The 22,518-nt window shown below is 62.3% G+C and carries 16 protein-coding genes; 8 read left to right on the forward strand and 8 right to left on the reverse strand.

Annotation, left to right across the window (positions count from 1 at the left end; all coding sequences use genetic code 11):
• The first annotated feature begins 24 nt into the window (after window positions 1–24).
• The 3 genes from V1283_RS18405 (at window position 25) to V1283_RS18415 (ending at window position 1,805) form a co-directional block, all read left to right on the forward strand.
• Complete coding sequence (locus V1283_RS18405) at window positions 25–993, forward strand: tripartite tricarboxylate transporter substrate binding protein BugD (RefSeq protein WP_334387862.1); 969 nt, start codon at window positions 25–27, stop codon at window positions 991–993.
• Window positions 994–1,191: 198 nt separating this feature from the next.
• Window positions 1,192–1,488: a type II toxin-antitoxin system RelE/ParE family toxin gene (locus V1283_RS18410; protein ID WP_334387863.1), complete on the forward strand. Its 297-nt coding sequence runs from the start codon at window positions 1,192–1,194 to the stop codon at window positions 1,486–1,488.
• Window positions 1,489–1,496: 8 nt separating this feature from the next.
• Window positions 1,497–1,805 (forward strand): HigA family addiction module antitoxin, encoded by a 309-nt coding sequence (locus tag V1283_RS18415; RefSeq protein ID WP_334387864.1) that lies wholly within the window; start codon window positions 1,497–1,499, stop codon window positions 1,803–1,805.
• Window positions 1,806–1,915: 110 nt separating this feature from the next.
• On the opposite strand, the gene V1283_RS18420 is transcribed toward V1283_RS18415, so the two are convergent.
• The 4 genes from V1283_RS18420 to V1283_RS18435 all read right to left on the reverse strand — a co-directional run bounded on the left by V1283_RS18420 (window position 1,916) and on the right by V1283_RS18435 (window position 7,519).
• Entirely contained in the window at window positions 1,916–2,233 is a 318-nt protein-coding gene (locus V1283_RS18420; RefSeq protein WP_334387865.1) for a hypothetical protein, read from the reverse strand.
• 163 nt (window positions 2,234–2,396) lie between these two features.
• The gene (locus tag V1283_RS18425; protein ID WP_334387866.1) at window positions 2,397–3,257 is read right to left on the reverse strand and encodes an amidohydrolase family protein; all 861 of its coding nucleotides are present in this window, start codon (window positions 3,255–3,257) and stop codon (window positions 2,397–2,399) included.
• Window positions 3,257–6,385: an efflux RND transporter permease subunit gene (locus tag V1283_RS18430; protein ID WP_334387867.1), complete on the reverse strand. Its 3,129-nt coding sequence runs from the start codon at window positions 6,383–6,385 to the stop codon at window positions 3,257–3,259. The genes V1283_RS18425 and V1283_RS18430 overlap by 1 nt, the downstream gene beginning before the upstream one ends.
• A 3-nt stretch (window positions 6,386–6,388) precedes the next feature.
• Window positions 6,389–7,519 carry an efflux RND transporter periplasmic adaptor subunit gene (locus V1283_RS18435; RefSeq protein ID WP_334387868.1) on the reverse strand — a complete coding sequence of 377 codons (1,131 nt, stop codon included), beginning with the start codon at window positions 7,517–7,519 and terminating at the stop codon, window positions 6,389–6,391.
• A 209-nt stretch (window positions 7,520–7,728) separates the two neighbouring features.
• On the opposite strand from V1283_RS18435, the gene xth reads away from it, so the two are divergent.
• The 3 genes from xth (at window position 7,729) to V1283_RS18450 (ending at window position 10,641) form a co-directional block, all read left to right on the forward strand.
• Window positions 7,729–8,520, forward strand: coding sequence for an exodeoxyribonuclease III (xth, locus tag V1283_RS18440; protein WP_334387869.1), 792 nt, complete (start codon window positions 7,729–7,731; stop codon window positions 8,518–8,520).
• Window positions 8,517–9,017, forward strand: a complete 501-nt coding sequence (locus V1283_RS18445; RefSeq protein ID WP_334387870.1) for a GNAT family N-acetyltransferase — start codon at window positions 8,517–8,519, stop codon at window positions 9,015–9,017. The genes xth and V1283_RS18445 overlap by 4 nt, the downstream gene beginning before the upstream one ends.
• 256 nt (window positions 9,018–9,273) lie before the next feature.
• Window positions 9,274–10,641, forward strand: a complete 1,368-nt coding sequence (locus tag V1283_RS18450) for an IS5 family transposase (RefSeq protein ID WP_334385573.1) — start codon at window positions 9,274–9,276, stop codon at window positions 10,639–10,641.
• Window positions 10,642–10,715: 74 nt separating this feature from the next.
• On the opposite strand, the gene V1283_RS18455 is transcribed toward V1283_RS18450, so the two are convergent.
• Window positions 10,716–11,567: a tetratricopeptide repeat protein gene (locus tag V1283_RS18455; protein WP_334387871.1), complete on the reverse strand. Its 852-nt coding sequence runs from the start codon at window positions 11,565–11,567 to the stop codon at window positions 10,716–10,718.
• Window positions 11,554–13,278: a dihydroxy-acid dehydratase gene (ilvD, locus tag V1283_RS18460; protein WP_334387872.1), complete on the reverse strand. Its 1,725-nt coding sequence runs from the start codon at window positions 13,276–13,278 to the stop codon at window positions 11,554–11,556. Before ilvD ends, V1283_RS18455 begins: the two co-directional genes overlap by 14 nt.
• 897 nt (window positions 13,279–14,175) lie before the next feature.
• On the opposite strand from ilvD, the gene V1283_RS18465 reads away from it, so the two are divergent.
• A complete protein-coding gene (locus tag V1283_RS18465) occupies window positions 14,176–15,126 on the forward strand; it encodes a calcium-binding protein (protein ID WP_334387873.1) in 951 nt (316 codons plus the stop codon).
• A 485-nt stretch (window positions 15,127–15,611) separates the two neighbouring features.
• Window positions 15,612–17,813 (forward strand): lytic transglycosylase domain-containing protein, encoded by a 2,202-nt coding sequence (locus V1283_RS18470; protein WP_334387874.1) that lies wholly within the window; start codon window positions 15,612–15,614, stop codon window positions 17,811–17,813.
• An 18-nt stretch (window positions 17,814–17,831) separates the two neighbouring features.
• Here the strand turns inward: V1283_RS18470 and V1283_RS18475 are convergent, their stop codons facing one another.
• Together V1283_RS18475 and V1283_RS18480 are read right to left on the reverse strand one after the other, a co-directional pair.
• A complete protein-coding gene (locus tag V1283_RS18475) occupies window positions 17,832–20,969 on the reverse strand; it encodes an efflux RND transporter permease subunit (protein WP_334387875.1) in 3,138 nt (1,045 codons plus the stop codon).
• Window positions 20,970–20,990: 21 nt separating this feature from the next.
• Entirely contained in the window at window positions 20,991–22,166 is a 1,176-nt protein-coding gene (locus tag V1283_RS18480) for an efflux RND transporter periplasmic adaptor subunit (protein WP_334387876.1), read from the reverse strand.
• Window positions 22,167–22,518: the final 352 nt, after the last annotated feature.

A 22,518-nucleotide genomic window follows, 5' to 3' on the forward strand; every position in this document is an offset into this window, starting at 1 on the left:
AGGCCAAACGCTCAGGGAGATCCCATGAAGAAGACAGCCATGATGGCCGCGGCATTTGCGATGATCAGTTCCGCCGCTTTGGCGCAGAACTATCCGAGCCGGCCGATCACCCTGCTGGTCCCGTTCGCCGCCGGCGGCGCGACCGACACCGTCGCCCGCGTAACGGCGCAGTCGATGTCAAAATTGCTGGGCCAGACCATCATCATCGAGAACGCCACGGGAGCCGGCGGCACCATCGCCGCCACCCGCGCTTCGCGCGCCGAACCGGACGGCTATACGCTGATGATCCACCATATCGGCATTTCCACCGCCGCTACGCTGTATCGCAAGCTCGCCTACGATACCAAGACCGCGTTTGCACCGATCGGGCTCGTGACCAATGCGCCGATGACGATCATCGGCCGGCCCGATCTGCCGCCGAATACGCTGGCCGAGCTGGTGACCTACATCAAGGCAAATGGCGACAAGATGACGTTTGCCAATGCGGGCCTGGGAGCCGCCTCGCATCTCTGCGGCATGCTGTTCATGAACGCGGTCGGCAAGGAAATCCTGACAGTGCCCTACAAGGGCAATGCGCCCGTGATGAACGATCTGATCGGCAAGCAGATAGATCTCTCCTGCGACCAGACCACGAACACCACGGGCCCGATCGCGTCCAGGCAGGTCAAGGCCTACGCCATCACGACGAAGACGCGGCTCGCGTCCATGCCCGATCTTCCGAGCGCGGATGAAGCCGGGTTGAAGGGCTTTGAAGTCGGCGCCTGGCACGGCATCTATGCGCCAAAGGGCACGCCAGACGAGATCATCCGGAAGCTGTCCAAGACGCTGCAGGAGGCGTTGCGCGACCCGGATCTGGTGAAGCGGTTCAATGACATCAACACCGAACCGGTGCCGCAGGACGAAGCGACGCCCGAAGCCTTGAAGGCAAAGCTGGTCAGCGAAGTCGATCGCTGGGAGCCGATCATCCGCACCGGCAATCAATTCGCGGATTGAGAAGAGAGAGCCGCTGCCATCCGCGGTGGCGGAAGCGACATCCGAATTGATCCGCCGTGGAAGTAACGATGTGCGCCCATGAGCCGCAGCGTCCCTCACCTAGCCAGATCATTCTGAAAGGACCCCTTGACTCTGCCAAGGTACCGGCTTGATCTCTGACCCATAGAGTGGTACACTAGCTCAAGTTTGAGGTCGGGAATGATCGTCAATTTCCGCGACGATTGGCTGCGTACGTTCTTCGTGGATGACATCCGGTCGCGGAATATCCCACCGGACCTGGAAAGCCGGGTATTCCGCAAGCTCCAAATGATCGACGACGCCACCACCGATCAAGACTTGCGTGTTCCCCCGAGCAATCATTTCGAGAAACTACGCGGCAAACTGGCCGATTTCCATTCGATCCGCGTCAGCCAGCAATGGCGGCTTATCTTCAAATGGGACGGTAGCCGGGGCGAAGCAACGGACGTCTATCTCGACGACCACAGCTACAGGTGAGGTAAGCGATGCTGACCACGAAGCGCAAACCAGCAAGTGTCGGCGAAATCCTGGTTCAGGAGTTCATGGAGCCGATGGATTTGACCCAAGGCGCTTTGGCGAAGGCAATGGGCGTTCAGCGCAAGCACGTCAACGAATTATGCAACAACCGCAGGGCGGTGACCGCTCCAACAGCACTTATCCTCGCCCGTGTGTTCGGCAATAGCGCCGACTTCTGGCTGAACGTGCAGCGACGCAGCGACTTGTGGGAAGCGATGAACTCGCCACGCGAACGCGAACGGATCAAGCGTGCGCGTCGGCTCGTGGCGGCGGCGTAGCGCCGAGACGGAGGCTGCCCTCACTGCGCCGCGGCAAGCGGCGCCTTCGCATTGCCATCGGTAAGCGGCCCGGCGATCCTGAACGGCAAGCAGCTACCCGCACATGTCCTTCATGCCCGACCCAACGCCTGCATCGTCAAAAGCCGTTGGATTGACTGCGGCGCTGCCGCAGCTTCGAAAGCCAGTTTCAATGTATCTATGTCGGATAGCGATGCGGGTTGCCAGTCGCAAGGGCATGGCTGGGCCTGGTGAGCATCGGCCACTTGACGATAAGTGGCGCCAAGAGCTGCAGCCATAGCCATCATCACGTCCATGGGCTTCACGCCGGGAATGTCGAGCGCACGGCAAAAAGCCGTCATCAACGCACGATCGAGATCGGCCTGGATAATCTGACGATCGCCATCAAAAGCGTCCTGTCGCTCCAGCATTTTGTGTCTCCGACGCCGGCGTCAAGCGCGCCTTTTCAATGACCACTATGCCGTCGCCAGTTGATGCTCAATAGCTCGGGGCCAACGTGAAATTAGAAAGTCTCGAAGGAAATTGAGCGACATTGAATCTGGCTTGCTGTTTCAGCATACGGTCACGACGACCCTAGCGGCTCGCCGAGAACAGCGCCTTCGCATTGCCGTTGGCAATCTGCGCCGCGATCTTTGGCGGCAACTGCGCGAGCCACGCCCGATACCCGGCCATGATCTCGCCGTAACGCTCCCAGCGTTCGTTGATCCAGGTGTCGGATCCGAGCAGGAAGCGGTCCGGGAAACGCTCGAACAAGGTGCGCCATTCCGCCGTCAGCTTGCCGCTGCCGTCGACGATGCCGCTACGGTAGGACAATTCGCCCCATAGTTTTGGATATTTTAACAGCATCTCTGCGACACGGTCGGTCGAAAGCCCAAAACCGGTATGGGCCCAGATGATGCGGGCGCGCGGATTGTGCTGCATCAGGATTTCGACAGCGATGTCGTCGGCATGGGCATGCAGATAGAGGTCGTGCTCGACCGCGAAATCGGCGGTCTTTTTTACCCACTCGGTATCGGCCGCCCTGCCCGAGAGGTGGAATTCGCCGATGCCGCGGTAATAGCCGCGTTTGAATTCCTCCTGCACGAGGTCGAAGATGAAGGGGTCGCCGAACCAGGTCTGGATGTCGGCACGGACGCGATACGGCCGGATGAAGGGGACGACCTGCAGGCCCGGCGGCTTCGCATCAACAAGCGCATGCGTGCCCGTGTTCGGGCGGCTGGTCGCGAGGATGCCGGTGACGCGGTGCTTTTTGAACAGCGCCAGCACCTCATCGACGCTGTAATAGGGCTTTGGCTCCCAATTGTAGTGCAGGTGCGCGTCGAAGATTTCGATCGATTCGTCCGCACGGGCCGGGCCGCTCGCGGCGACAAGGGCGAGCGCAATCAGAATGGCGACGTTGCGGGCCGCCGAGCGTATCGCCCGCCCGAACGCCATTATTCGGCGGCGACGACGTGCGGCCGTTCGCCCTCGCCCGCGTCTTCCAGTTGCGGTTCGAGCTTGCGCCGCAGACGGCGGTCGATGCGGTCGAGATAGATGTAGATCACGGGCGTGATGAACAGCGTCAGCAATTGCGACAGGCAGAGGCCGCCGACCACGGCGATGCCGAGCGGCTGGCGCAATTCGGCGCCGGCGCCGGCGCCGAGCGCAATCGGCAGCGTGCCGAAGATGGCGGCAAACGTCGTCATCATGATCGGGCGGAATCGCAACAGCGCCGCTTCCCGGATCGCGTGCTCGGCGCTCAAGCCGACGCGGCGGCGCTCCAGCGCGAAGTCCACCATCATGATGGCGTTCTTCTTGACGATGCCGACCAGCATCACGATGCCGATCATCGCGATGACCGACAACTCCATCCCGAACAGCATCAAGGTAAGGATCGCACCAATGCCGGCCGACGGCAGGCCGGAGATAATGGTGATCGGGTGAATGAAGCTCTCGTAGAGAATGCCGAGAATGACGAAGGCCGCGAACACGGCGGCCAGGATCAGGACACCCTGTCCGCGCAGCGAATCCTGGAACACCTGCGCCGTGCCGGAGAAGCCGGTGGCAATCGTTGCCGGGAGGTTTGAGTTTTGCTCGATCGTGGTGATCTGATCGACCGCATATCCCAGTGAGTAGCCGGGCGCGAGGTTGAACGAGATCGTCACCGCGGGCTGCTGGCCCTGGTGATTGATCTGCAACGGACCGACGGTCGGCACCAGCCTCGCCACCGCCGACAGCGGGATGGTCACGTTGTTCTGGGTCTTCATATAGAGCTTGGAGAGATCAGACGGGTCGACGCGGAACTGCGGCTGTACTTCCAGGATGATCTGGTAGTCGTTCGAGGGCATGTAGATGGTGCCGACCTGGCGCGCGCCATAGGCGTTGTAGAGCTGGTTGCGAACCTGATCGACGGTGATGCCGTAGACCGCCGCCTTTTCGCGGTCGATATCGACCGTCATCTGCGGGTTCTTAATGTAGAGATCGGTAGTAACGTCGAGCAGGCCCGGCAGCTTCTCGATTTTGTCACGCATCTCGGGCGCAAGCCGATACAGCGACTCGGTGTCGCCGCTCTGCATCACGTACTGGTACTGGCTCTTCGAAATCCGGCCGCCGATATTGAGGTTCTGGATCGGCTGGAAGAACGCCTGCATACCCGGAATCTGCCGCGCCTTGGTGCGCAGTCGCCCGATAATTGCGTTGATGTTGTCGCGCTCCTTCTTCGGTTTCAGCGCGAGGAACAGGCGGCCGTAGTTGGCCGTCGAGTTGGGCCCGCCGGAGCCGACGGTGGAGTTAATGTATTCGATCGACGGATCGGATTTCAGCACCTCTACAAGCGCCTGCTGCCGCTCCTTCATCGCCTCGAACGAGGTGTCGGTCGCTGCTTCCGTCACGCCGACCAGGAAGCCGGTGTCCTCCTGCGGAAAGAAGCCCTTCGGAACGATCATGTAGAGATAGACGGTGCCGCCGAGGGTGGCGAGCGTAACGATCAGCATCAGCGCCTTGCGCGCCAGCACCCAGTCGAGCGCCCATTCATAGGCGCGCAGCCAGGACTCGAACATCGCCTCGAAGACGCGAAGCACGACGTTCGGCTTCTTGGTCGCGTCATGAGCCCGCAGCACGCGCGCGCACAGCATCGGCGTCAGCGTCAGCGACACGAATCCGGACACGATGATCGCGACCGATACCGTCACCGCGAATTCGCGGAACACGCGGCCGACGATGCCTCCCATCAGCAGCACCGGAATGAACACGGCGATCAGCGAGAAGGTGATCGAGATAATCGTAAAGCCGATTTCGCGTGCGCCCTTGAGCGCAGCCTCGAACGGCCGCATGCCGTGCTCGATGTGGCGGACGATGTTCTCCAGCATGACGATGGCGTCGTCGACCACGAAGCCGACCGACAGCGTCAGTGCCAGCAGCGTCATGTTATTGATGGAATAGTCGAGCGCGTACATCGCGGCGCAGGTACCGAACAGCGAGATCGGAACCGCCAGCGCGGGAATGAAGGTGGCCGAGGCAGAGCGCAGGAACAGGAAGATCACCAGAATGACCAGCCCAACCGCGATCAGCAAGGTCTCCTCGACGTCGGCCACCGCCTGACGGATCGACACCGACCGGTCCATCATCACCTGCATCGTGACCGACGGCGGAATCTGCGCCCGCAGCGCCGGCAATTTCGCCAGCACGGAATCGACAACGGCGACTGTATTGGCGTCCGGCTGTTTCTGGATCGCCAGCACGACTGCCCGCTCGCCGTTCAGCCAGGTCGCGATCTTGTCGTTCTCGACGCTTTCGTAGATTTTCGCGACCTCGTCGAGCTTGACCGGCGAACCGTTGCGCCAGGCCACCACGACCTTGCTGTAGTCGGCCGCCTTGTCCATCTGGCCGGAGGCCTGCAGGGAGACGTCCTGCTTCGGGCCGTTCAGCGTGCCGACCGGCGTTGACGAATTGGCGCGCGAGACCGCGGCCCTGATGTCCTCGAGCGACAGCCCGCGGGCGGCGGCTGCTTCCGGATCGGCCTGGACGCGGATCGCGAATTTCTGTGTGCCGTAGATCAGGACCTGCGCCACGCCGGGAATTTGCGACAGCGTCTGCCCGATGGTGATGTCGCCATACTCATTGACGCTGGACAGCGGCAGCGTCGCCGAGCCGAGCGAGACGAACAGCACCGGGAAGTCGGCCGGGTTCACTTTGCGGAAACTCGGCGGGATCGTCATTTCGATCGGCAACCGGCGCTGCGCGATCGTCAGCGCGGTCTGCACGTCGAGCGCGGCAGCGTCGATGTTGCGGTTGAGGTCGAACTGGATGGTGATGACGCTGGTGCCCTGCGAGGAGCTCGACGACATCGAGGAAATGCCGGCAACGGTCGAGAGCTGGCGTTCGATGATGCCGGCGACCGAGGCCGCCATGGTGTCCGCGCTCGCACCCGGCAGGGTCGCGGTGACGGCAATGGTCGGGAAATCGACCCGCGGCAGCGCCGACACCGGCAGCAGGCGGAAGCCGAAAATGCCGAACGCGATGATCGACGCCGTGATCAGCGTCGTCATGACCGGTCGGCGGATGCAGAGTTCGGAGAGCGTCATAGGTTACGCTCCGGCCTTTTTAGTCCGGGCTTCGACCCGCGTTCCGTCCGACAGCAGCAATTGTCCATCGACGACGACGCTTTCGCCCCCGTCGAGCCCTTCCGAGATCACCGACATACCCTGCGCGGTACGGTCGACCTTGACCGGCTGGACCTTTGCGGCGCCGTCCTTGACCACGAAGACGAAATTGCCGTTCTGGCTGCGCTGTACGGCGACCGTCGGCACCACGACCGAGTCCTCCTCACGGATGATGAGCTTGGTGGCGACCAGCGTGCCCGGCCATAACGTCTCGTTCTCGTTGTTCATGATGCCGCGCACGGTGACCATGCCCGTGGTCTGATCGACGGTATTTTCGACCATCGCGACCTTGCCGGTCTCGGAGCGCTGATGGCCCGGGATGGTGGCGGTTACGCCCGAGACGCCCTTGGCCATGGCCTCGCGCAGATCGACCAGCACGCGCTGCGGCACCGCGAAAGATACATAGACCGGCGCCATCTGGTTGATGACCGCAAGCGCGGTCGTATCGGCCGGCCGCACGAAATTACCCACCTTCACATTGGCAGCGCTGATGCGTCCCGAGAACGGCGCGCGGATCGCGGTGTAGCTTTTCTGGACCTTCAGATTGTCGAGCGCGGCCTGATCGGCCTTGATGGTGCCGATCAGGATGTCAGACTGGGTCCTGGCGTTGTCGACATTGACCTGCGTGGTGGCGCCCTTGCCGACGAGATCGTTGTAGCGGCGGAGATCCCGCTGCGCGCCCTCGAGCTGCGCCTGATCCTTGGCGAGCACGCCCTCGGCCTGCTCGATCTGCGCGTCGATCTGGCGGCTATCCAGCGTGAACAGCAGATCACCTTCGTTGACCTTGGCGCCGTCCTCGAAATGAACCGAGAGGATGGTGGTCTCCAGCCGCGACTTCAGCGCCACGCTGGAGATCGGCGTCACCATTCCGATCGCATCGACATCGACGGGCATGGATTTGCGCTCCGCCTTGGCCAGCTCGACGGAAACCATCCGCGGCCGTTGCGGGCCCTGGGCGTTGCTGCTGCCGCCCATCCACGAGGAGCGGGTAATAAAACCAGCCGTGGCGGCAATGCCGACGGCGCCGACGAGAAGTATAAGGGTACGTTTTTTCATAGTTTTTCATGCCCGCCGGTCCCAGCAAAAAGGACGGGACGGTCTTCTCCTAGCCCCTTGACGGCGATCTTCGCGCCTTATCTCTAAACGGTTATCACAGCCTTGCTGCACATGGTATGCCACTGCTGGAAAATGTGTAGTTACTACTTCCTGTTCGAGCACAGAAACCCGGGATTTCCCGGATATGCTCCCAGTTCGGGTCCCATTTCATGCGTATTGCCACATGGAACGTCAATTCGATCCGGCAGCGGCTCGACCTTCTGCTGACCTGGCTCAAGGAGTGCTCGCCGGACATCGTCTGCCTGCAGGAAATCAAATGCGTTGACGAGGCGTTTCCGCGGCTGGAGATCGAAGAGCTGGGCTACAACGTCGTCACCCACGGCCAGAAGACCTTCAATGGGGTGGCGCTGTTGTCGAAACTGCCGTTCGACGAGACCAAGTCGGGGCTCGCCGGCGACGACGAGGACGCTCATGCCCGCTTCCTCGAAGGCGTGGTGACGCTGAAGACCGGCGTGATGCGGATCGCCTGCCTCTATCTGCCCAACGGCAACCCGCCGGACACGGACAAATATCCGTACAAACTCAAATGGATGTCTCGCCTTCTTGAGTATTCGAGGGAGCGACTCAAGGCGGAAGAACCGCTGGTGCTCGCAGGCGACTTCAACGTCATTCCGGCCGCTCGCGACGTCTATAACCCCGCCGCCTGGGCCAACGACGCCCTGTTCCGCCACGAGACCCGCGAGGCCTTCCAGTCGCTGCTCGGTCTCGGGCTGACGGACGCGCTGCGCGCGGTGACCGACGAGCCAAACCTCTACACGTTCTGGGACTACCAGGCGGGCGCCTGGCAGAAGAACTGGGGCCTGCGGATCGACCACCTCCTGCTCTCGCCGCAGGCCAGCGACCGCCTGAGCAATGTCGGCGTCGACAGCTATGTGCGGGCCTGGGAGAAGCCCTCCGACCACGTGCCGGTCTGGGCGGATTTCGACCTGGAGACGGCTTGAGCGCGACCAGCGCGGAGAACGTGACGATTCGGGACGCTGCGCCCGGCGATGCCGTCGCGGCATGCCGCGTCCTGAGGGAATCGATATCCAGCCTATGTGTTGCCGATCACCGCGACGATCCGGCGATCCTGAATGCATGGCTGGCCAACAAGACGCCGGAAATCGTGGCCGCGTGGGCTGCGCAGAAGGGTAGCTCGCTCCTGCTCGCCGTCGAGGGCGATGCCGTCCTCGCGGTGGGATCCGTGACGGACGCAGGCGAGATCACGCTGAACTATGTGGCGCCCGATGCACGATTTCGCGGCATCAGCCGTGCCTTGCTCAGCGCGCTCGAAGGCAGAGCGGCGGAGCGAGGCAACACGCGTTGCGCGCTGATCAGCACCGAGACGGCGCATCGCTTCTATCAGTCGGCTGGTTATGTCGACGACGGAGTGCCGAAAGGCAAGTTCGGCACGAGCTCTGGTTATCCGATGTCGAAGCAGATGGTCGCGCCGCGGTAGTCCGTAAGGTGGGCAAAGCCACCGGGTCGCGCGAATGCGCGCCCGATGACAGGCTCCGCGTGCCCACCATTCATGCCAACTAATTTGTCGTCCGTGAAGAACCATCCAAGCGGTTGATCAAGAATCGATTTTCCGGGCGAGATTGGCTTTGAGATTGCAAGCTTTGGGGCTTTGACTGCCCAAAAGCTTGCAATTTCATTTTTGAGGATTCCGTCGAATCGCGAGCCGTGATTCCGTCATCGCATCGGAGGGAGCGATGCGACCAAGGGAACGACGAGAGACGGGACAAGCCGATCTTCTGCGCTCGCGGCTGGACGCGATCATCGACATGGGCCACCCGCTGGTGAAGCTGGCACAGACGATCGACTGGTCGTTCCTGGAGCAGCGGTTCGGGGCGGTCTATGAGGACAAGCCGGGCCGGCCGCCATTGCCGACCCGCCTGATGGCGGGACTCGCGATCCTCAAGCACACCTACGACCTCTCTGATGAGGTGTTGTGCGAGCGCTGGGTGGAGAACCCCTATTACCAGTTCTTCTGCGGCGAGGAGTTCTTCCAGCACCGGTTGGTGTTCGATCGCTCTTCGCTGACGCGCTGGCGACAGCGGATGGGCGAGGAGAAGTTGCAGGCCTTGCTGCAGGAGAGCCTTGCGGTGGCCAGCAAGACCGAGGCGATCAAACCGGCCGATCTTAATCGGGTCATCATTGATACGACGGTGCAGCCCAAGAACGTGATGTTCCCGACCGATGCCAGGCTGCTGAACCGCGCCCGCGAGATCCTGGTCCGGCTGGCGAAGCGATATGGTGTCAAGCTGCGCCAGTCCTATGCCAGGGTGGGCAAGTTCGCGCTGATCAAGCACCAGCGTTATGCCCACGCCAAGCAGTTCAAGCGCGCCAACAGAGCCTTGAAGAAGCTCAAAATCTATCTCGGCCGCATCATCCGCGACATAGGCCGCAAACTCGGCGGCAACGCCGACTTGCTCGGGGGGGTCGTGTTGGAGCGCATGCTGGCGCGGGCGCGACAAGTGCTCGAGCAGAAGCAGCGCCAGCGTGGCCCGAAGCTCTACTCGCTGCACGCGCCGGAGGTGGAATGCATCGGCAAGGGCAAGGCGCACCGGCCTTACGAGTTCGGCGTCAAGGTCTCGGTCGCCACTACGCTGGCGCACGCCAAGGGCGGGCAGTTCGTGAGCCATGTGAAGGCGCTGCCCGGCAACCCCTATGACGGCCACACACTTGCAACCGTCATCCCCGAGATGGAGGCGCTGATCGGCAACACCATCGAGCGCGCGCTCCTCGACAAGGGCTATCGCGGCCACAACGCTCCGCCCGATTACAAGTTCAGGGTGTTCATCTCAGGACAGAAGCGGCGGGTGACGCCACAGATCAAGCGCCAGCTGCGACGGCGTTCCGCCGTCGAGCCGGTCATCGGCCACCTCAAATCCGAGCACCGCATGGGCCGCAACTACCTCTGGCATCGTGAAGGCGACGCCATCAACGCCGTCCTCGCCGCCGTCGGCTATAACTTCCGCCGCCTGATCTGCTGGCTCAGGCTCTTGTTGTGGCAAATCATCGCCACCTTCCCCGGGTCAATCCAGCCTGAAAATCCAGGATTCTTCACGGCCGACTAATTTGGAGAGATGGTGGGCACGGCGCTACGCGCCTTTGCCCACCCTACGGCAGCTTCACAGATCGGCTATCGCCGTCAGTCCTTCTTGCCCTGCACCCAGTGCTCGAGCATCTGCAACGCCACGGCGCGGTCCTCGTCGGAGGCCTTGGTGAAAGCGCGGTTATAGCTTTCCCGGATCCAGCTCTCGTCGGGGGCCGCATTGTCGCGCGCCAGCGTCAGCCACATCAGGCCACGGGCGGCCTGCCGCGGCAGCCGGTCGCCGTTGAACAGCATCTGGCCGAGCATGGCCTGCGCCTGATGCTGGCCCTTCTGGGCGGCCAGACCAAGCCAGCGCGCGCCATAGCGGAAATCGTCCCGCGAGGCGTCCGGCGTCTTCAGGTAAAGCCGCGCCAGATCGTACTGCGCGTCGGCGTTGCCGAAATAGGACGCGGCATAGGAGAACATCTCCCGGGCGCGATCGGTGTCGGCCTTGATCTTGGAATTCGGGATGCCGTTGAGGTAGTAGCGCCCCAGCGCCACGAAGGCGTTGGCGACGATCGTCGCCTGCGGCGCAGATGGGCTGTCCTCGGCATGCGCGTTGGCGATGCGGCTGAAATATTCGAAGGCGCGCACATCGTCCTGGATGACGCCATCGCCATCGGCATACATCCGGCCAAGCTTCCACTGCGCGACGGGATGGCCACCCTCGGCGGCGTATTGCAGCGAGTTCAGAGAGGGGGCGGCAACTGCAGTTGCCGTCGCAGTCTGCGCTGCGGGCGGGACCTTCTTCATGGCCTGGGCCGTGACGGCTTGCGCGGCGTCGGGCTGGCTGCCCATCGGCAGCGTCGCGTCCGGCTTCACCGGCGCGCCATCAAATGCGAATCCAGGAGCGGCCACCGGTGCGGCCCCCAACATCAACGCAAGAATGATACGCCTAGATGTCCGCATAACACTGTTTCTCGTGCGCACCGCCAGGATGGGTCACAGCCCCATCCACCGCCGGCCCAACCTGTTGGGCATATTTCCACAGCGCACCCGACGTATGATTAGTCTGTCGAGGTGCCCATTTGGTTTTACGATCTGCGAGTTCGGCGTCGGTCAATTTTACGTTAAGGACCCCGGCCTCGGCGTCGATCTCGATAATGTCACCATTCTGCAACAGCGCGATCGGACCGCCCACAGCCGCTTCCGGCCCGACATGGCCGATGCAGAACCCGCGGGTGGCGCCGGAGAACCGGCCGTCGGTGATCAAGGCGACCTTGCCGCCCATCCCCTGCCCGGTCAGCGCCGCCGTGGTCGAGAGCATCTCCCGCATGCCAGGACCGCCGCGCGGCCCCTCGTAGCGGATCACGATGACCTCGCCTTCCTTGTAGGTCCGCTTCTGGACCGATTCGAAAGCGTCCTCTTCCCGATCGAAACAGCGGGCAGGACCGGTAAATTTCAGCTTCGACATGCCCGCGACCTTCACGATCGCACCCTCCGGAGCGAGATTACCCTTCAACCCGACAACGCCGCCTGTGACGGTGATCGGGTTGTCGGCGGACCGCACTACATCCTGGTGCGGATTCCATTTCACGCTCTTGAGGTTTTCGGCGATCGTACGGCCCGTGACGGTGATGCAATCTCCGTGGAGGTGGCCATTGTCGAGCAGCGTCTTCATCAGAAGCGGTATGCCGCCAACCTCGAACATGTCTTTGGCAACATAACGGCCCCCTGGCTTCAAATCCGCGACATATGGTGTCTTTTTGAAGATTTCGGCGACGTCGAATAAGTCAAACTTAATGCCGCACTCATGCGCGATGGCCGGCAGGTGCAGCGCAGCATTGGTCGACCCGCCGGAGGCGGCAACGACCGCCGCGGCGTTTTCCAGCGAGCGGCGGGTGACGATATCGCGCGGCCGGATATTGGCTGCGATCAGCTCCACAACCTTCTCGCCGGCGGCGGAGCAAAACGCGTCGCGGATTTCGTAAGGCGCTGGCGCGCCGGCCGAATAGGGCAGCGCCAGCCCGATCGCCTCGGACACCGTCGCCATCGTATTGGCGGTGAATTGCGCACCGCACGCCCCTGCCGAGGGGCAGGCCACCCGCTCGATTTCGTCAAGGTCAGCGTCCGACATTTCGCCGACCGAATGCTTGCCGACGGCCTCGAACATGTCCTGCACTGTGACCTGCTGGCCACGGAAATTGCCCGGCAGGATCGAGCCGCCATAAATGAAGATCGATGGCACGTTGAGCCGGACCATCGCCATCATCATGCCCGGCAGCGACTTGTCGCAGCCGGCGAGTCCGACCAGGGCGTCATAGGCGTGGCCACGGACGGTCAGCTCGACCGAATCGGCGATGCATTCGCGGGACGGCAGCGACGAGCGCATGCCGTCATGGCCCATGGCGATGCCGTCGGTGACGGTGATGGTGCAGAATTCGCGCGGCGTGCCGCCGGCAGCCGCGACGCCCTTCTTGACCGCCTGCGCCTGGCGCATCAGCGAGATATTGCAGGGGGCGGCCTCGTTCCAGCAGGACGCAACGCCGACGAAGGGCTGGTGGATCTGCTGGGTGGTCAGCCCCATCGCGTAGAGATAGGACCGATGGGGGGCGCGCTCCGGCCCCTCCGTCACGTGACGGCTCGGCAATCTCTTCTTGATGTCGGTCTTGGCGTCCATCCGCGGAACCTGTTTCCTCAGCCATCTCCCTGTCGGTCTCGGGAGAGCAATTTCCCGTCGCCTTCATCGGCGCTGAGGCCAATCAGCTATGAAAGAAATGGTTTCATGGAGGGGTGTGGCTAAAAAGCGGCGCAAGCAAGAGCCAGGCGGGGCGGTTAACCAAATGCCCGCCTACTGTTGCGGTCGCGCAACAATCGTGGCCCAGCAGCAACCATTATTCGGGCTAATTTGAAGCCCTGCGCCACCCACTGTGAGCAGACTTCGTCCACGGAAGCGTCGGGGGCGTTGACCAGTCACAACCTGAGGGCGATCGACAACGAAGTTTCTCCAACGCGCGAATCACCTCGCACGCCATCGTGCGACCAGACTGAATTAAGGATGGCCCGCGCGTTGCCGAGAATCGGACAACACGATTCGCACGACATTTGCAGCGCCTGATCTTTCGATCGCCGCCATTGCGCACGCCGAAGTTACAACGTCTGACATCAATCGTGTTCGAAAGGGATCGCGTCATTTTTGTGCGGCCGGCGCTTTCTGCGCGCGTTTTCGTCACGCGATGATGCAGCCCGCGACACGTGCGTCCACAGCGGACTTCTTTCATACGCAAGGCAGAACAACGTCGTGCGCAATTTGTCGCAGACGTTTTTGATCGCCGTCGGAAATGAGGCGCGCGCCAAAAGATCGGCCGCACGACCGCCTTTCGCGTCACCATATTGCCCCTGCCCCGCGCAAATCCGCCGCGCGCACGTCCAGCCACCGGCCCGTTTGGCTGTTCATTCTTCGATGCGGGTGAGGGAATCCTGCCTCACGTTCTCCCCGCGCGCATCACCTGACGATTCCCAAAACCGTGGTGGTCGTTTGTAGCTCGTGAGGCCTCTGAGTAAGAGGTTTGAATAAATGGCACGCTTTAATCTGAACGGTTTCCTCGACAATAGCCGCTTCGAGGATTTCTTCGCTAGATTTACGGGCGGTAGCTCCGGCCATGATCACCTGAACGGCACGACAGGCGGAAACGCTTTGTTCGGAGGCTCAGGCGATGACGACGTCGCCGGCATGGCCGGCAACGACACGCTGAACGGCGGCTCCGGCGCCGACAAGATCTGGGGCGGCTCGGGCAACGACAATCTGTCAGGCGGCTCCGGCGCCGACGTTCTCATCGGCGGCTTCGGCGCCGACCGGATGGATGGCGGTGCCGGCAACGACGTCCTGCTCAGCCGCTCGGATGCGGGTGAGATGGTCGCAGCCCAGGACGGCAAGACGCAGATCTTCGCGACTGAGACCGCTGCGTTCAAAGCCGTCAACGATACGCTGACCGGCGGCGCCGGCGGCGACACCTTCCGCTTCGAAGGCATGGTCAACGCCAAGGACGAGATCGTGGCCAAGCACGTCGACGCCGACGGCACGATCGACTGGGTTGGCGTCACCGGCGAGAACAACGCCGTTCACGATCACTGGGTCGACGGCTTCGGCAACGATGTGATCCGGGACTTCAACCGCGCCCAGGGCGACAAGATCGAAATCTCGGCGCACACCGCCGAAGTCAAGTCGATCGAGTACAAGGACAGCAACGGCGACGGCAGGAACGACTACAGCGTGATCACCGTCATCAGCCAGCAAGGCAATGCCGGCGCGCATGACGAGGATCTGCTCGGCACCATCACCGTCTACGGCAACCTCGTGAAGCAAAGCGATATCGCCGTTACCCAGACGGTGTATGGCGCTTACGAGAAGGTCGGCGAACTCAACGGCGCGCACTTCGAACTGGAGGACGACGGCGTGCTTCCCAATGGCGGAACGGATGGCGGCCACCACGACACAGCGACGGCGATGGCCGGCATGCACATGTAAACCGAGAACAATAAGACACGATCACGGACAAGGGCCGCCTCCCGGCCCTTGTCCTCCAGCGTCCGGTGTCGATTCACTCGTCACCGGGCGCTGGACTTCGTTTACGCGATTTCTTTACACCAACCTTTTGCCAGGCGCCGAGCGCTTCGGGCGTGAGCTTGTCCTTTGGCGGCGCATCTGCAGACCGGGATCTTCGACTGCTTGCGCCCCGCCGGATCGTTCAGCGCATCAACGTGCGCGGCATTGAGCCCGACAGGCCCGCTTCGTCCGCGGTCGAAGGCGATTCCACGCATACGCTGGAACTCTTCGGGTTCCATCTGCCTCATTTTGCACGCGTTTGTTGTGCACACGTGACACTTGCACTTCGGGCGCTGTGGTATCTTTCGAACAGTCCAGGGCCATAGGCATCACGCGATCTCTTGGTTTTGCAAGATCTCTTGGTTCTAACAGCGTTTGTGACGTGGGTTTCGCAGGGGGACCATGGAATGAACCGGTGCTTGCGCTCGCTGTCTTGTTTTTTCACGCTCGCTGGGCTCGCCCTCTTCTCGACGGATGCGACCGCGCGGGCCAGCTATAAGCCACACGCCCAGAAGGCGCACGAGGCGACCAAGAAGTCGCACGCAGCGAAGGAAACTCGCTCTCAGCGCAGCGCGGCGCTCGGAAAAAATCGACACGCCAAGCACGTTTCCGCACAACGCAAGGCGAAGCGGCCGGAGGCTGCGCCTGCTCCCAAGGAGGCCATCGCTCCGCTGATGGGCGATCTTGCGCTGGTGAAAGAAGCCATCGATCTCGCACGCAAGGCAAAGACCGAAGAGGCGACAGACATAAGGAACCGGATCGCGGATCCGGCGGCGCAAAAACTCATCGAATGGTTCATCCTGCGCCACCCGGCGACGATAGCGACTTTCAGCCGCTACGCGGCGTTCATCGCCGCTAATCCGGAATGGCCGAGCGCGGTGTTGCTGCGCCGGCGCGCAGAGGCGCGGCTGTGGGAGCAGCGCATCGATGCGGCAACGGTTCGCGGCTTCACCGGCGATCGGCCCACCAGTGCCAAGGGCAAGTTGGCGCTGGCGCGCGTGCTGCTCGCTGAGAGCGATCGGGACGGCGCGGCCAGGCTGGCGCGCGACGCATGGCGGTCGGACGAATTGTCGGAGCGCCTGGAGACCGATGTGCTCGAGACGTTCCGCGACCTTCTCAATCGCGATGACCACCGTGCGCGCATGGACAGGCGCATCGGCGCCAAGGACCTCGCCGGCGCGAAGCGCGCCGCGAAGCGCCTTGGCGACGACGAGCTTGCGATCGTGAAGGCTTGTGCCGCAGTCAAGGGAAAAGCCGACAAGGCGAAGGATGCGCTCGACGATGTCGCAGTCGAGGCACGGCAGGATCTCGGCTACACCCTTTGCCGCATCCAGTGGATGCTCGCCCAAAACCGAATTGACGATGCAGCCCGCCTGATGCTGGCCGCGGCGCCCGAAACCATGGCGCTGCAGGACACCGATCAATGGTGGCGCGAGCGGCGCACGCTCGCCCGCAAGCTGCTCGATGACGGCAAGTTCCAGACCGCCTACGATGTGGTCCGCCCCGCCGCGCTGCCGGCCAATGAATACTACCGGTCCGACTTCCACTTCATGTGCGGCTGGATCGCCCTACGTTACCTCGACGACCCCGCCACCGCGGCGCGGCATTTCGCCCGCATCGATGAGGGGCAGGTCAACCCGACCGTGCTGGCGCGGGCGCACTACTGGCGCGGGCGCGCCGCCGAGTCCCTCGGCGAGAAAGATGCGATGCGCTCGAGCTATGAAGCGGCTGCACGCTATCCGACCGCCTATTACGGGCAACTCGCGCGCGCCAGACTCGGCCGCGACCAGATCGAACTGCGCGCCCCCTCACCCGTTCTCGCCTCCGCCGATGCTTCGGTCACGGACGAACGCGTGCGCGCCGCCGAGATGCTCTACGAGATCGGCGAGCGCGACGTCGTGCTCTACTTTGCCGCCGATCTCGGCGAACAAAGCGCTGATGTTGCCCTGCTCGAAGCGCTCGGCGAACTCACAGGCCGCCGCAACGATGCCCGCGCAATGCTACAGGTCGGAAAACCCTCGCTCGGCCGCGGGCTGGCGCTCGATCATTACGCCTTTCCCACCATCGGGATTCCGCCGCACCGCCAGGTTGCTCCCGAAATCGAACGCAGCGTCATCTATTCGGTGGCGCGCACCGAGAGCGCGTTCGACCAGCGCGACAAGTCTGCGGCAAATGCGGTCGGCCTGATGCAGGTGACGCCGGAAGCGGGACGCGATACCGCAAAACGCTTCAAGGTCAGCTACGACTGGGACCGCATGGTTTCCGATCCGGTCTACAACACGCAGATGGGCGCCGCCGAACTGAGCGCGCTGCTGAGCGACTATAAGGGCAATCACATCATGACCTTTGCCGGCTACAATGCCGGCCGGGGCCGGGTGCGGGACTGGGTCAAGGCCTATGGCGACCCGCGTGACCCCAAGGTCGATGCGGTCGACTGGGTCGAGCGCATTCCGTTTTCGGAAACGCGGAACTATGTCCAGCGGGTGATCGAGAATCTGGCGGTCTACCGCAAGCGTTTTGACAGTGACGCGGCAGTGGCGTCGAAGACCGACGCGCGCGTTGTTACGCAGGAGACGAACGCGGCGCCGGTGCCGCGCGCGGCCCAGTAAGTTCGCCGTACCGATAGGTCAGCGGATTGCAACCTCACGCATCCCGGTTTCCTTTATCGTTGGCATCCACAGTCTTGCCAATACCGGAATGACCAGCAGGCTGGCGATTGGGGACAGCAGCATCCCGCCGACGATGACGCACGCCAGTGGCTGCTGAACCTGCGAGCCGATCCCTGTCGAGATGGCAGCCGGGACCAGGCCGATACACGCCGATAGCCCTGTCATGAAGATCTGCCGCATCCTTGTTTCGGAAGCGCGGATGATAGCGTCCTCCGTCCCCATGCCTTCCTCGATGTCGCGGCGGATATAGGACATCAGCAGGATGCCATCCATCGCCGACACGCCGAACAGCGAGATGAAGCCAACCGCGGCCGAGACGCTGAAATTCAGGCCACCGATATAGAGTCCAAGGATTCCGCCGGCCACCGCGAACGGAATGCCCGACAGCGCCAGCAGGCTGTCCCGTATCGAATTGAACAGGCTGTAGAGCAGCATCAGGATCAGAAGCAGGCTCAACGGCACAATCAGCCCGAGCCGCTTCTTTGCGTCCACCAGAGCGCCGTATTCGCCCGACCATTCGAGCGAATAGCCTTGGGGGAGCGGAACGTTCTTCTGAACCCGCTCCTGGGCCTCGACCACGGTCGAACCGAGATCGCGGTCGCGGACGCTATATTTCAGCGGGATGAAGCGCTGGCTGTTCTCGCGGTAGATATAGGCCGCGCCGCTGACGAGCTTGATCTCGCCAAGATCGCCAAGCCGAATATAGGCCGTCGGCGTCTTGGGATCCGAGTTTGGAAGCGCTACCGGAATCGCGCGAATGGCGTCGACATTCCTGCGGTATTCCGGCGCCAGGCGGACCGTCAGCGCGAAGATCATCTCGCCTTCATAGACCTTGGAAACTTCCTGGCCGCCGATCGCGGCCTGAACCACGGAATTGATGTCGCTGATCGAAAATCCGTAGCGCGCGGTCTTGGCGCGGTCGATCTGGACGATCAAATTGGGCTGGCCGAGCAGGTTGAAACTGGCGGGATCGGCGACGCCGCGGACGCCCGAGAGTTCGGTCTTCACCGACTTGGACAGCCGTTCCAGTTCATTGAGGTCCCTGCCGAAGATCTTGATCGAGTTCTCGCCTTTCACGCCGGAGACGGCTTCCTCGATATTGTCCTGGATGTATTGCGAGAAGTTGAAATCGACCCCGACGAATTCCCGGTTGAGCTTCTCGCTCATCTGCTTGACCATCTGCTCCTTGGTCAGCCCCGATGGCCACGTGGAAGCCGGCTTGAGCGGAACGAAGAACTCGGCGAGAAACGAGCCGTCGGGATCGGTGCCTTCGTCACCGCGTCCCTGCTCGGAAAACACGGTCTGGACCGGCGGATAGCTCGATATGATGGCGCGGATCTTGGCCACCGTTTCCATCCCGGCCTCGAGCGTGATGGTCGGCGGCATCACGGCGCGGATCCAGAGATTGCCCTCTTCCAGCTTGGGCAGGAACTCGGTGCCGAGCCGTAACCCCAGACTGAGGCACAGCACGAGAAACACCGCTGCGATAACAGCGGCGCGGCGATAGTTGCGGACCGCGCGCGCCAGAACGGGCTGGTAGAGCTTGCGGATATGGCGGACCACGAAGGTTTCGACTTCCTGGACATGAGCCGGCAGCAGATATGAGGCCAGCACCGGTGTGACCGTGAAAGTCGCGATCACGGCGCCGAGCAATGCATAGGCGTAGGTCCGCGCCATCGGCCCGAAGATCTGGCCCTCCACGCCCTGCATCGTGAAAAGCGGCAGAAACGCTGCGATGGTGATGATGACCGAAAAGAAGATCGCCTTGTCGACCTCGACCGCGCCGGTCAGGATCCAGCCAAGTTTGTCGCTGAGCCTGGCGCTGCGCCCCGCCGGCAGCCGTGGCGAGTGATGGGCGATCTGGCGGAAGATATTTTCCACCATGATGACGGTGCCGTCGACGATGATGCCGAGATCGATAGCACCGACCGACAACAGGTTCGCGGACTCGCCCCGCATCACCGTGATCATCACTGCAAGCAACAGCGCCACCGGAATTGTGGCAGCGACGATCAACGCGCAGCGGAGGTCGCCGAGAAACACCCACTGGATAAGGAATATGAGCGCGACCCCGAACAGCAAATTATGCAGAACGGTCTGCACCGTGATCGCAACGAGATCACCGCGGTCATAGAATGGCACGATCTTGACGCCGACCGGCAGCGATCCATCGGAGTTGATACGCTCCACCGCAACGCGTACGCGTTTGACTACGTCCATGGTGCGTTCGAGTTTCTGCATCAGGACGATGCCGGTGACGACGTCGGTCTTGTCGTCACGGCCGGCGAGACCGAGCCGGGGCGCGTAGCCGATCTGGACCTTGGCTACGTCGGACACCAGCACCGGCACGCCGCCCTGCTGGGTCAATACGATATTGCCGATGTCGTCCATCGAGGTGACGACGCCGATGCTGCGGACATTGACCGATTGTTCGCCGATCGCGATGGTGCGGCCGCCGACATTGGAATTGCTCGCCGAAATCGCGGTCATGATCTGCGGCAGCGTCAGCCCGTAAGCCATCATGCGGTCGAGATTGATCTCGGCCTGGAACTCCCTGGTCTTTCCGCCGAGCACAGCGACGTCGGCAACACCGGGCACGATGCGCAGCTTGCGTTCGACCACCCAGTCCTGCAGCGTCTTGAGCTTCATGACGTCCATGCCCGGAGGCCCGACAAGCTCGTAGCGAAAGATTTCGCTGATGCCTCCGGCGGGTGAGATCACCGGCAGGACGCCGGCCGGCAGAACCGCATCCTTCAGCCGGTTGATGGTCTGCTGACGAACGAAATGATAGTCGCGGCCGTATTCGAACTGCAGACGGATAAAGCCGAGCCCGTAGACGGTGTTGGAGCGGATGAACTTCAGGCCCGGCGTGCTGGCGACTGCGATCTCGATCGGAATCGTGATGTAGCGCTCGACTTCCTCGGGGGATTGGCCCTGCTGCTGGGCGATGATCTCGATGATCGGCGGCGCCGGATCGGGATAGGCCTCGATGTTCAAGGTCAGGAAAGCAACGCTGCCAAGACCGAGAAAGGCCGCGAACGCGACCATCACCAGCAGCCGCCGCGAGAGGCAGAATGCGATCAGACTACGCAGCATCAAGGGCCCCGTACCGCCTACTCATTGGCGCCACTCGTTGTCAACGAAGATCGCCCCCTGCGCGACCACCAATTCTCCGGCATCGAGACCGCTGCGAATCTGCGTCAAACCGTCCTGTTGGATACCGATGTCAACCACGCGGCGTTTGAACAGCATCGGCTCGGTCTCGACCCAAACGGTGGCAATATCCCCCTCGCGGATTACCGCGTCCGTCGGCACCGCCGGGGCCGATGATGCATCGTCGATGCTGATCTTGAACATCGCGAACATCTCGGCCTTGAGCAGACGGTCGGCATTCTCGATCTCGGACCGGACGACAATGCGGCGCGTCGTCAAGTCTGAAGCCGAGTTGATGGCGTCGATGCGGCCTTTGAAGATCCTGCCCGGCACAGCAGAAACCCTGGCCTCGATCTCCTGGCCGATACGTATCTGCGCGATATCCTGCTCGAATATCTGGGCCTTCAGCCACATCGTCGAGAGATCGGCGATCGTATACAGGGCGTCCCCCGAATCGGCTTTGACATGTTGTCCAGGCCCTACCTTGCGTGAAACGACGGTGCCGCCGATCGGCGCCGTGATCGTGGTCACGCGGCTGAGCATACCGGTCTGCTCGAGTTTCAGGATTTCCTCATCGGTACGGCCGAGAATCCGCAGCCGGGCGCGCGCGGCCTCGAACGCCGTATCCGCCGATCGCAGGTCATTTTCGGCCGCCGCGAGCTGCGCCTCGGCCTGCTGCAAATCCTTGGACGGTGCAGCCTTGCCCTCATGAAGATCGCGAACGCGCCTCTCGACGATTTGTGCCAGATTGTGCTGGGAGCCTGCTTTTCTTTTTGCAGCCTGTGCTGCGATGAAGTCGTTCTGCTGCGCGAATTGTTCAGGGCTATCGATTTCCAGCAGCGGATCACCCCTCTTGACCTGATCGCCGGGTTTGGCAATCAAACGGGTAACCCGGCCGGAGAACGGCGTCAGAACGATCGTGCTGGCATCCTCATTGTATCCGATCTGGCCGATTGCCGACGTTTGCACGCGGAACGCAAAAGTCCCGACCTTCACGATCTGCAACTGATGCATTTGATCCGCGACGACACGCAAAAAGTCCGCCCCTTTCATGGGGCCTTCGGCCACGGCGAACGATGCCACCAACGTCGCACCGAACAACGGGGCAAGCAGTCGGAGCAAAGGCGCTTTCGCGGTCATTGACATGCCCTATGGCGTTTCCGAGCGACGTGGATATTAGTTCGCATAGCAATCAAGTTTACGCAGATTGCGTAGACTTATCTGCGGTAGAAAACGCGTCAAAACGAGAATCTAGAGTTTCGGTTCTGATTCAATCAGAACCGATTGCTCTGGACGATACCTCCGCCGCGCAACCCAAGACAAAGAAAATCGCGCGGCCGCCCCCCCCGCAGCTCTACGCGCTCGCCGGTCAAGAAGGCCCCACAAGCCGGTGTCATACAGGGGGACCAAAGCATGCGGGTCGAGTCGCAGCCAGGGATCAAGAAGTGCATATCGCCCGGAATGCCCGCTCCCGGTCATTGGCGCGGATTTC

This window comes from Bradyrhizobium sp. AZCC 2262 (genome assembly GCF_036924535.1).
Taxonomy (GTDB): domain Bacteria; phylum Pseudomonadota; class Alphaproteobacteria; order Rhizobiales; family Xanthobacteraceae; genus Bradyrhizobium.

What these genes read in the sequence shown, in the direction of transcription:
- V1283_RS18420 (WP_334387865.1), bottom strand. Translation starts at nt 2,233, where the DNA reads ATGCTGGAGCGACAGGACGCTTTTGATGGCGATCGTCAGATTATCCAG.
- V1283_RS18430 (WP_334387867.1), bottom strand. Translation starts at nt 6,385, where the DNA reads ATGACGCTCTCCGAACTCTGCATCCGCCGACCGGTCATGACGACGCTG.
- xth (WP_334387869.1), top strand. Translation starts at nt 7,729, where the DNA reads ATGCGTATTGCCACATGGAACGTCAATTCGATCCGGCAGCGGCTCGAC.
- V1283_RS18480 (WP_334387876.1), bottom strand. Translation starts at nt 22,166, where the DNA reads ATGACCGCGAAAGCGCCTTTGCTCCGACTGCTTGCCCCGTTGTTCGGT.
- V1283_RS18415 (WP_334387864.1), top strand. Translation starts at nt 1,497, where the DNA reads ATGCTGACCACGAAGCGCAAACCAGCAAGTGTCGGCGAAATCCTGGTT.
- ilvD (WP_334387872.1), bottom strand. Translation starts at nt 13,278, where the DNA reads ATGGACGCCAAGACCGACATCAAGAAGAGATTGCCGAGCCGTCACGTG.
- V1283_RS18410 (WP_334387863.1), top strand. Translation starts at nt 1,192, where the DNA reads ATGATCGTCAATTTCCGCGACGATTGGCTGCGTACGTTCTTCGTGGAT.
- V1283_RS18455 (WP_334387871.1), bottom strand. Translation starts at nt 11,567, where the DNA reads ATGCGGACATCTAGGCGTATCATTCTTGCGTTGATGTTGGGGGCCGCA.
- V1283_RS18435 (WP_334387868.1), bottom strand. Translation starts at nt 7,519, where the DNA reads ATGAAAAAACGTACCCTTATACTTCTCGTCGGCGCCGTCGGCATTGCC.
- V1283_RS18470 (WP_334387874.1), top strand. Translation starts at nt 15,612, where the DNA reads ATGAACCGGTGCTTGCGCTCGCTGTCTTGTTTTTTCACGCTCGCTGGG.
- V1283_RS18425 (WP_334387866.1), bottom strand. Translation starts at nt 3,257, where the DNA reads ATGGCGTTCGGGCGGGCGATACGCTCGGCGGCCCGCAACGTCGCCATT.
- V1283_RS18475 (WP_334387875.1), bottom strand. Translation starts at nt 20,969, where the DNA reads ATGCTGCGTAGTCTGATCGCATTCTGCCTCTCGCGGCGGCTGCTGGTG.
- V1283_RS18405 (WP_334387862.1), top strand. Translation starts at nt 25, where the DNA reads ATGAAGAAGACAGCCATGATGGCCGCGGCATTTGCGATGATCAGTTCC.
- V1283_RS18465 (WP_334387873.1), top strand. Translation starts at nt 14,176, where the DNA reads ATGGCACGCTTTAATCTGAACGGTTTCCTCGACAATAGCCGCTTCGAG.
- V1283_RS18450 (WP_334385573.1), top strand. Translation starts at nt 9,274, where the DNA reads ATGCGACCAAGGGAACGACGAGAGACGGGACAAGCCGATCTTCTGCGC.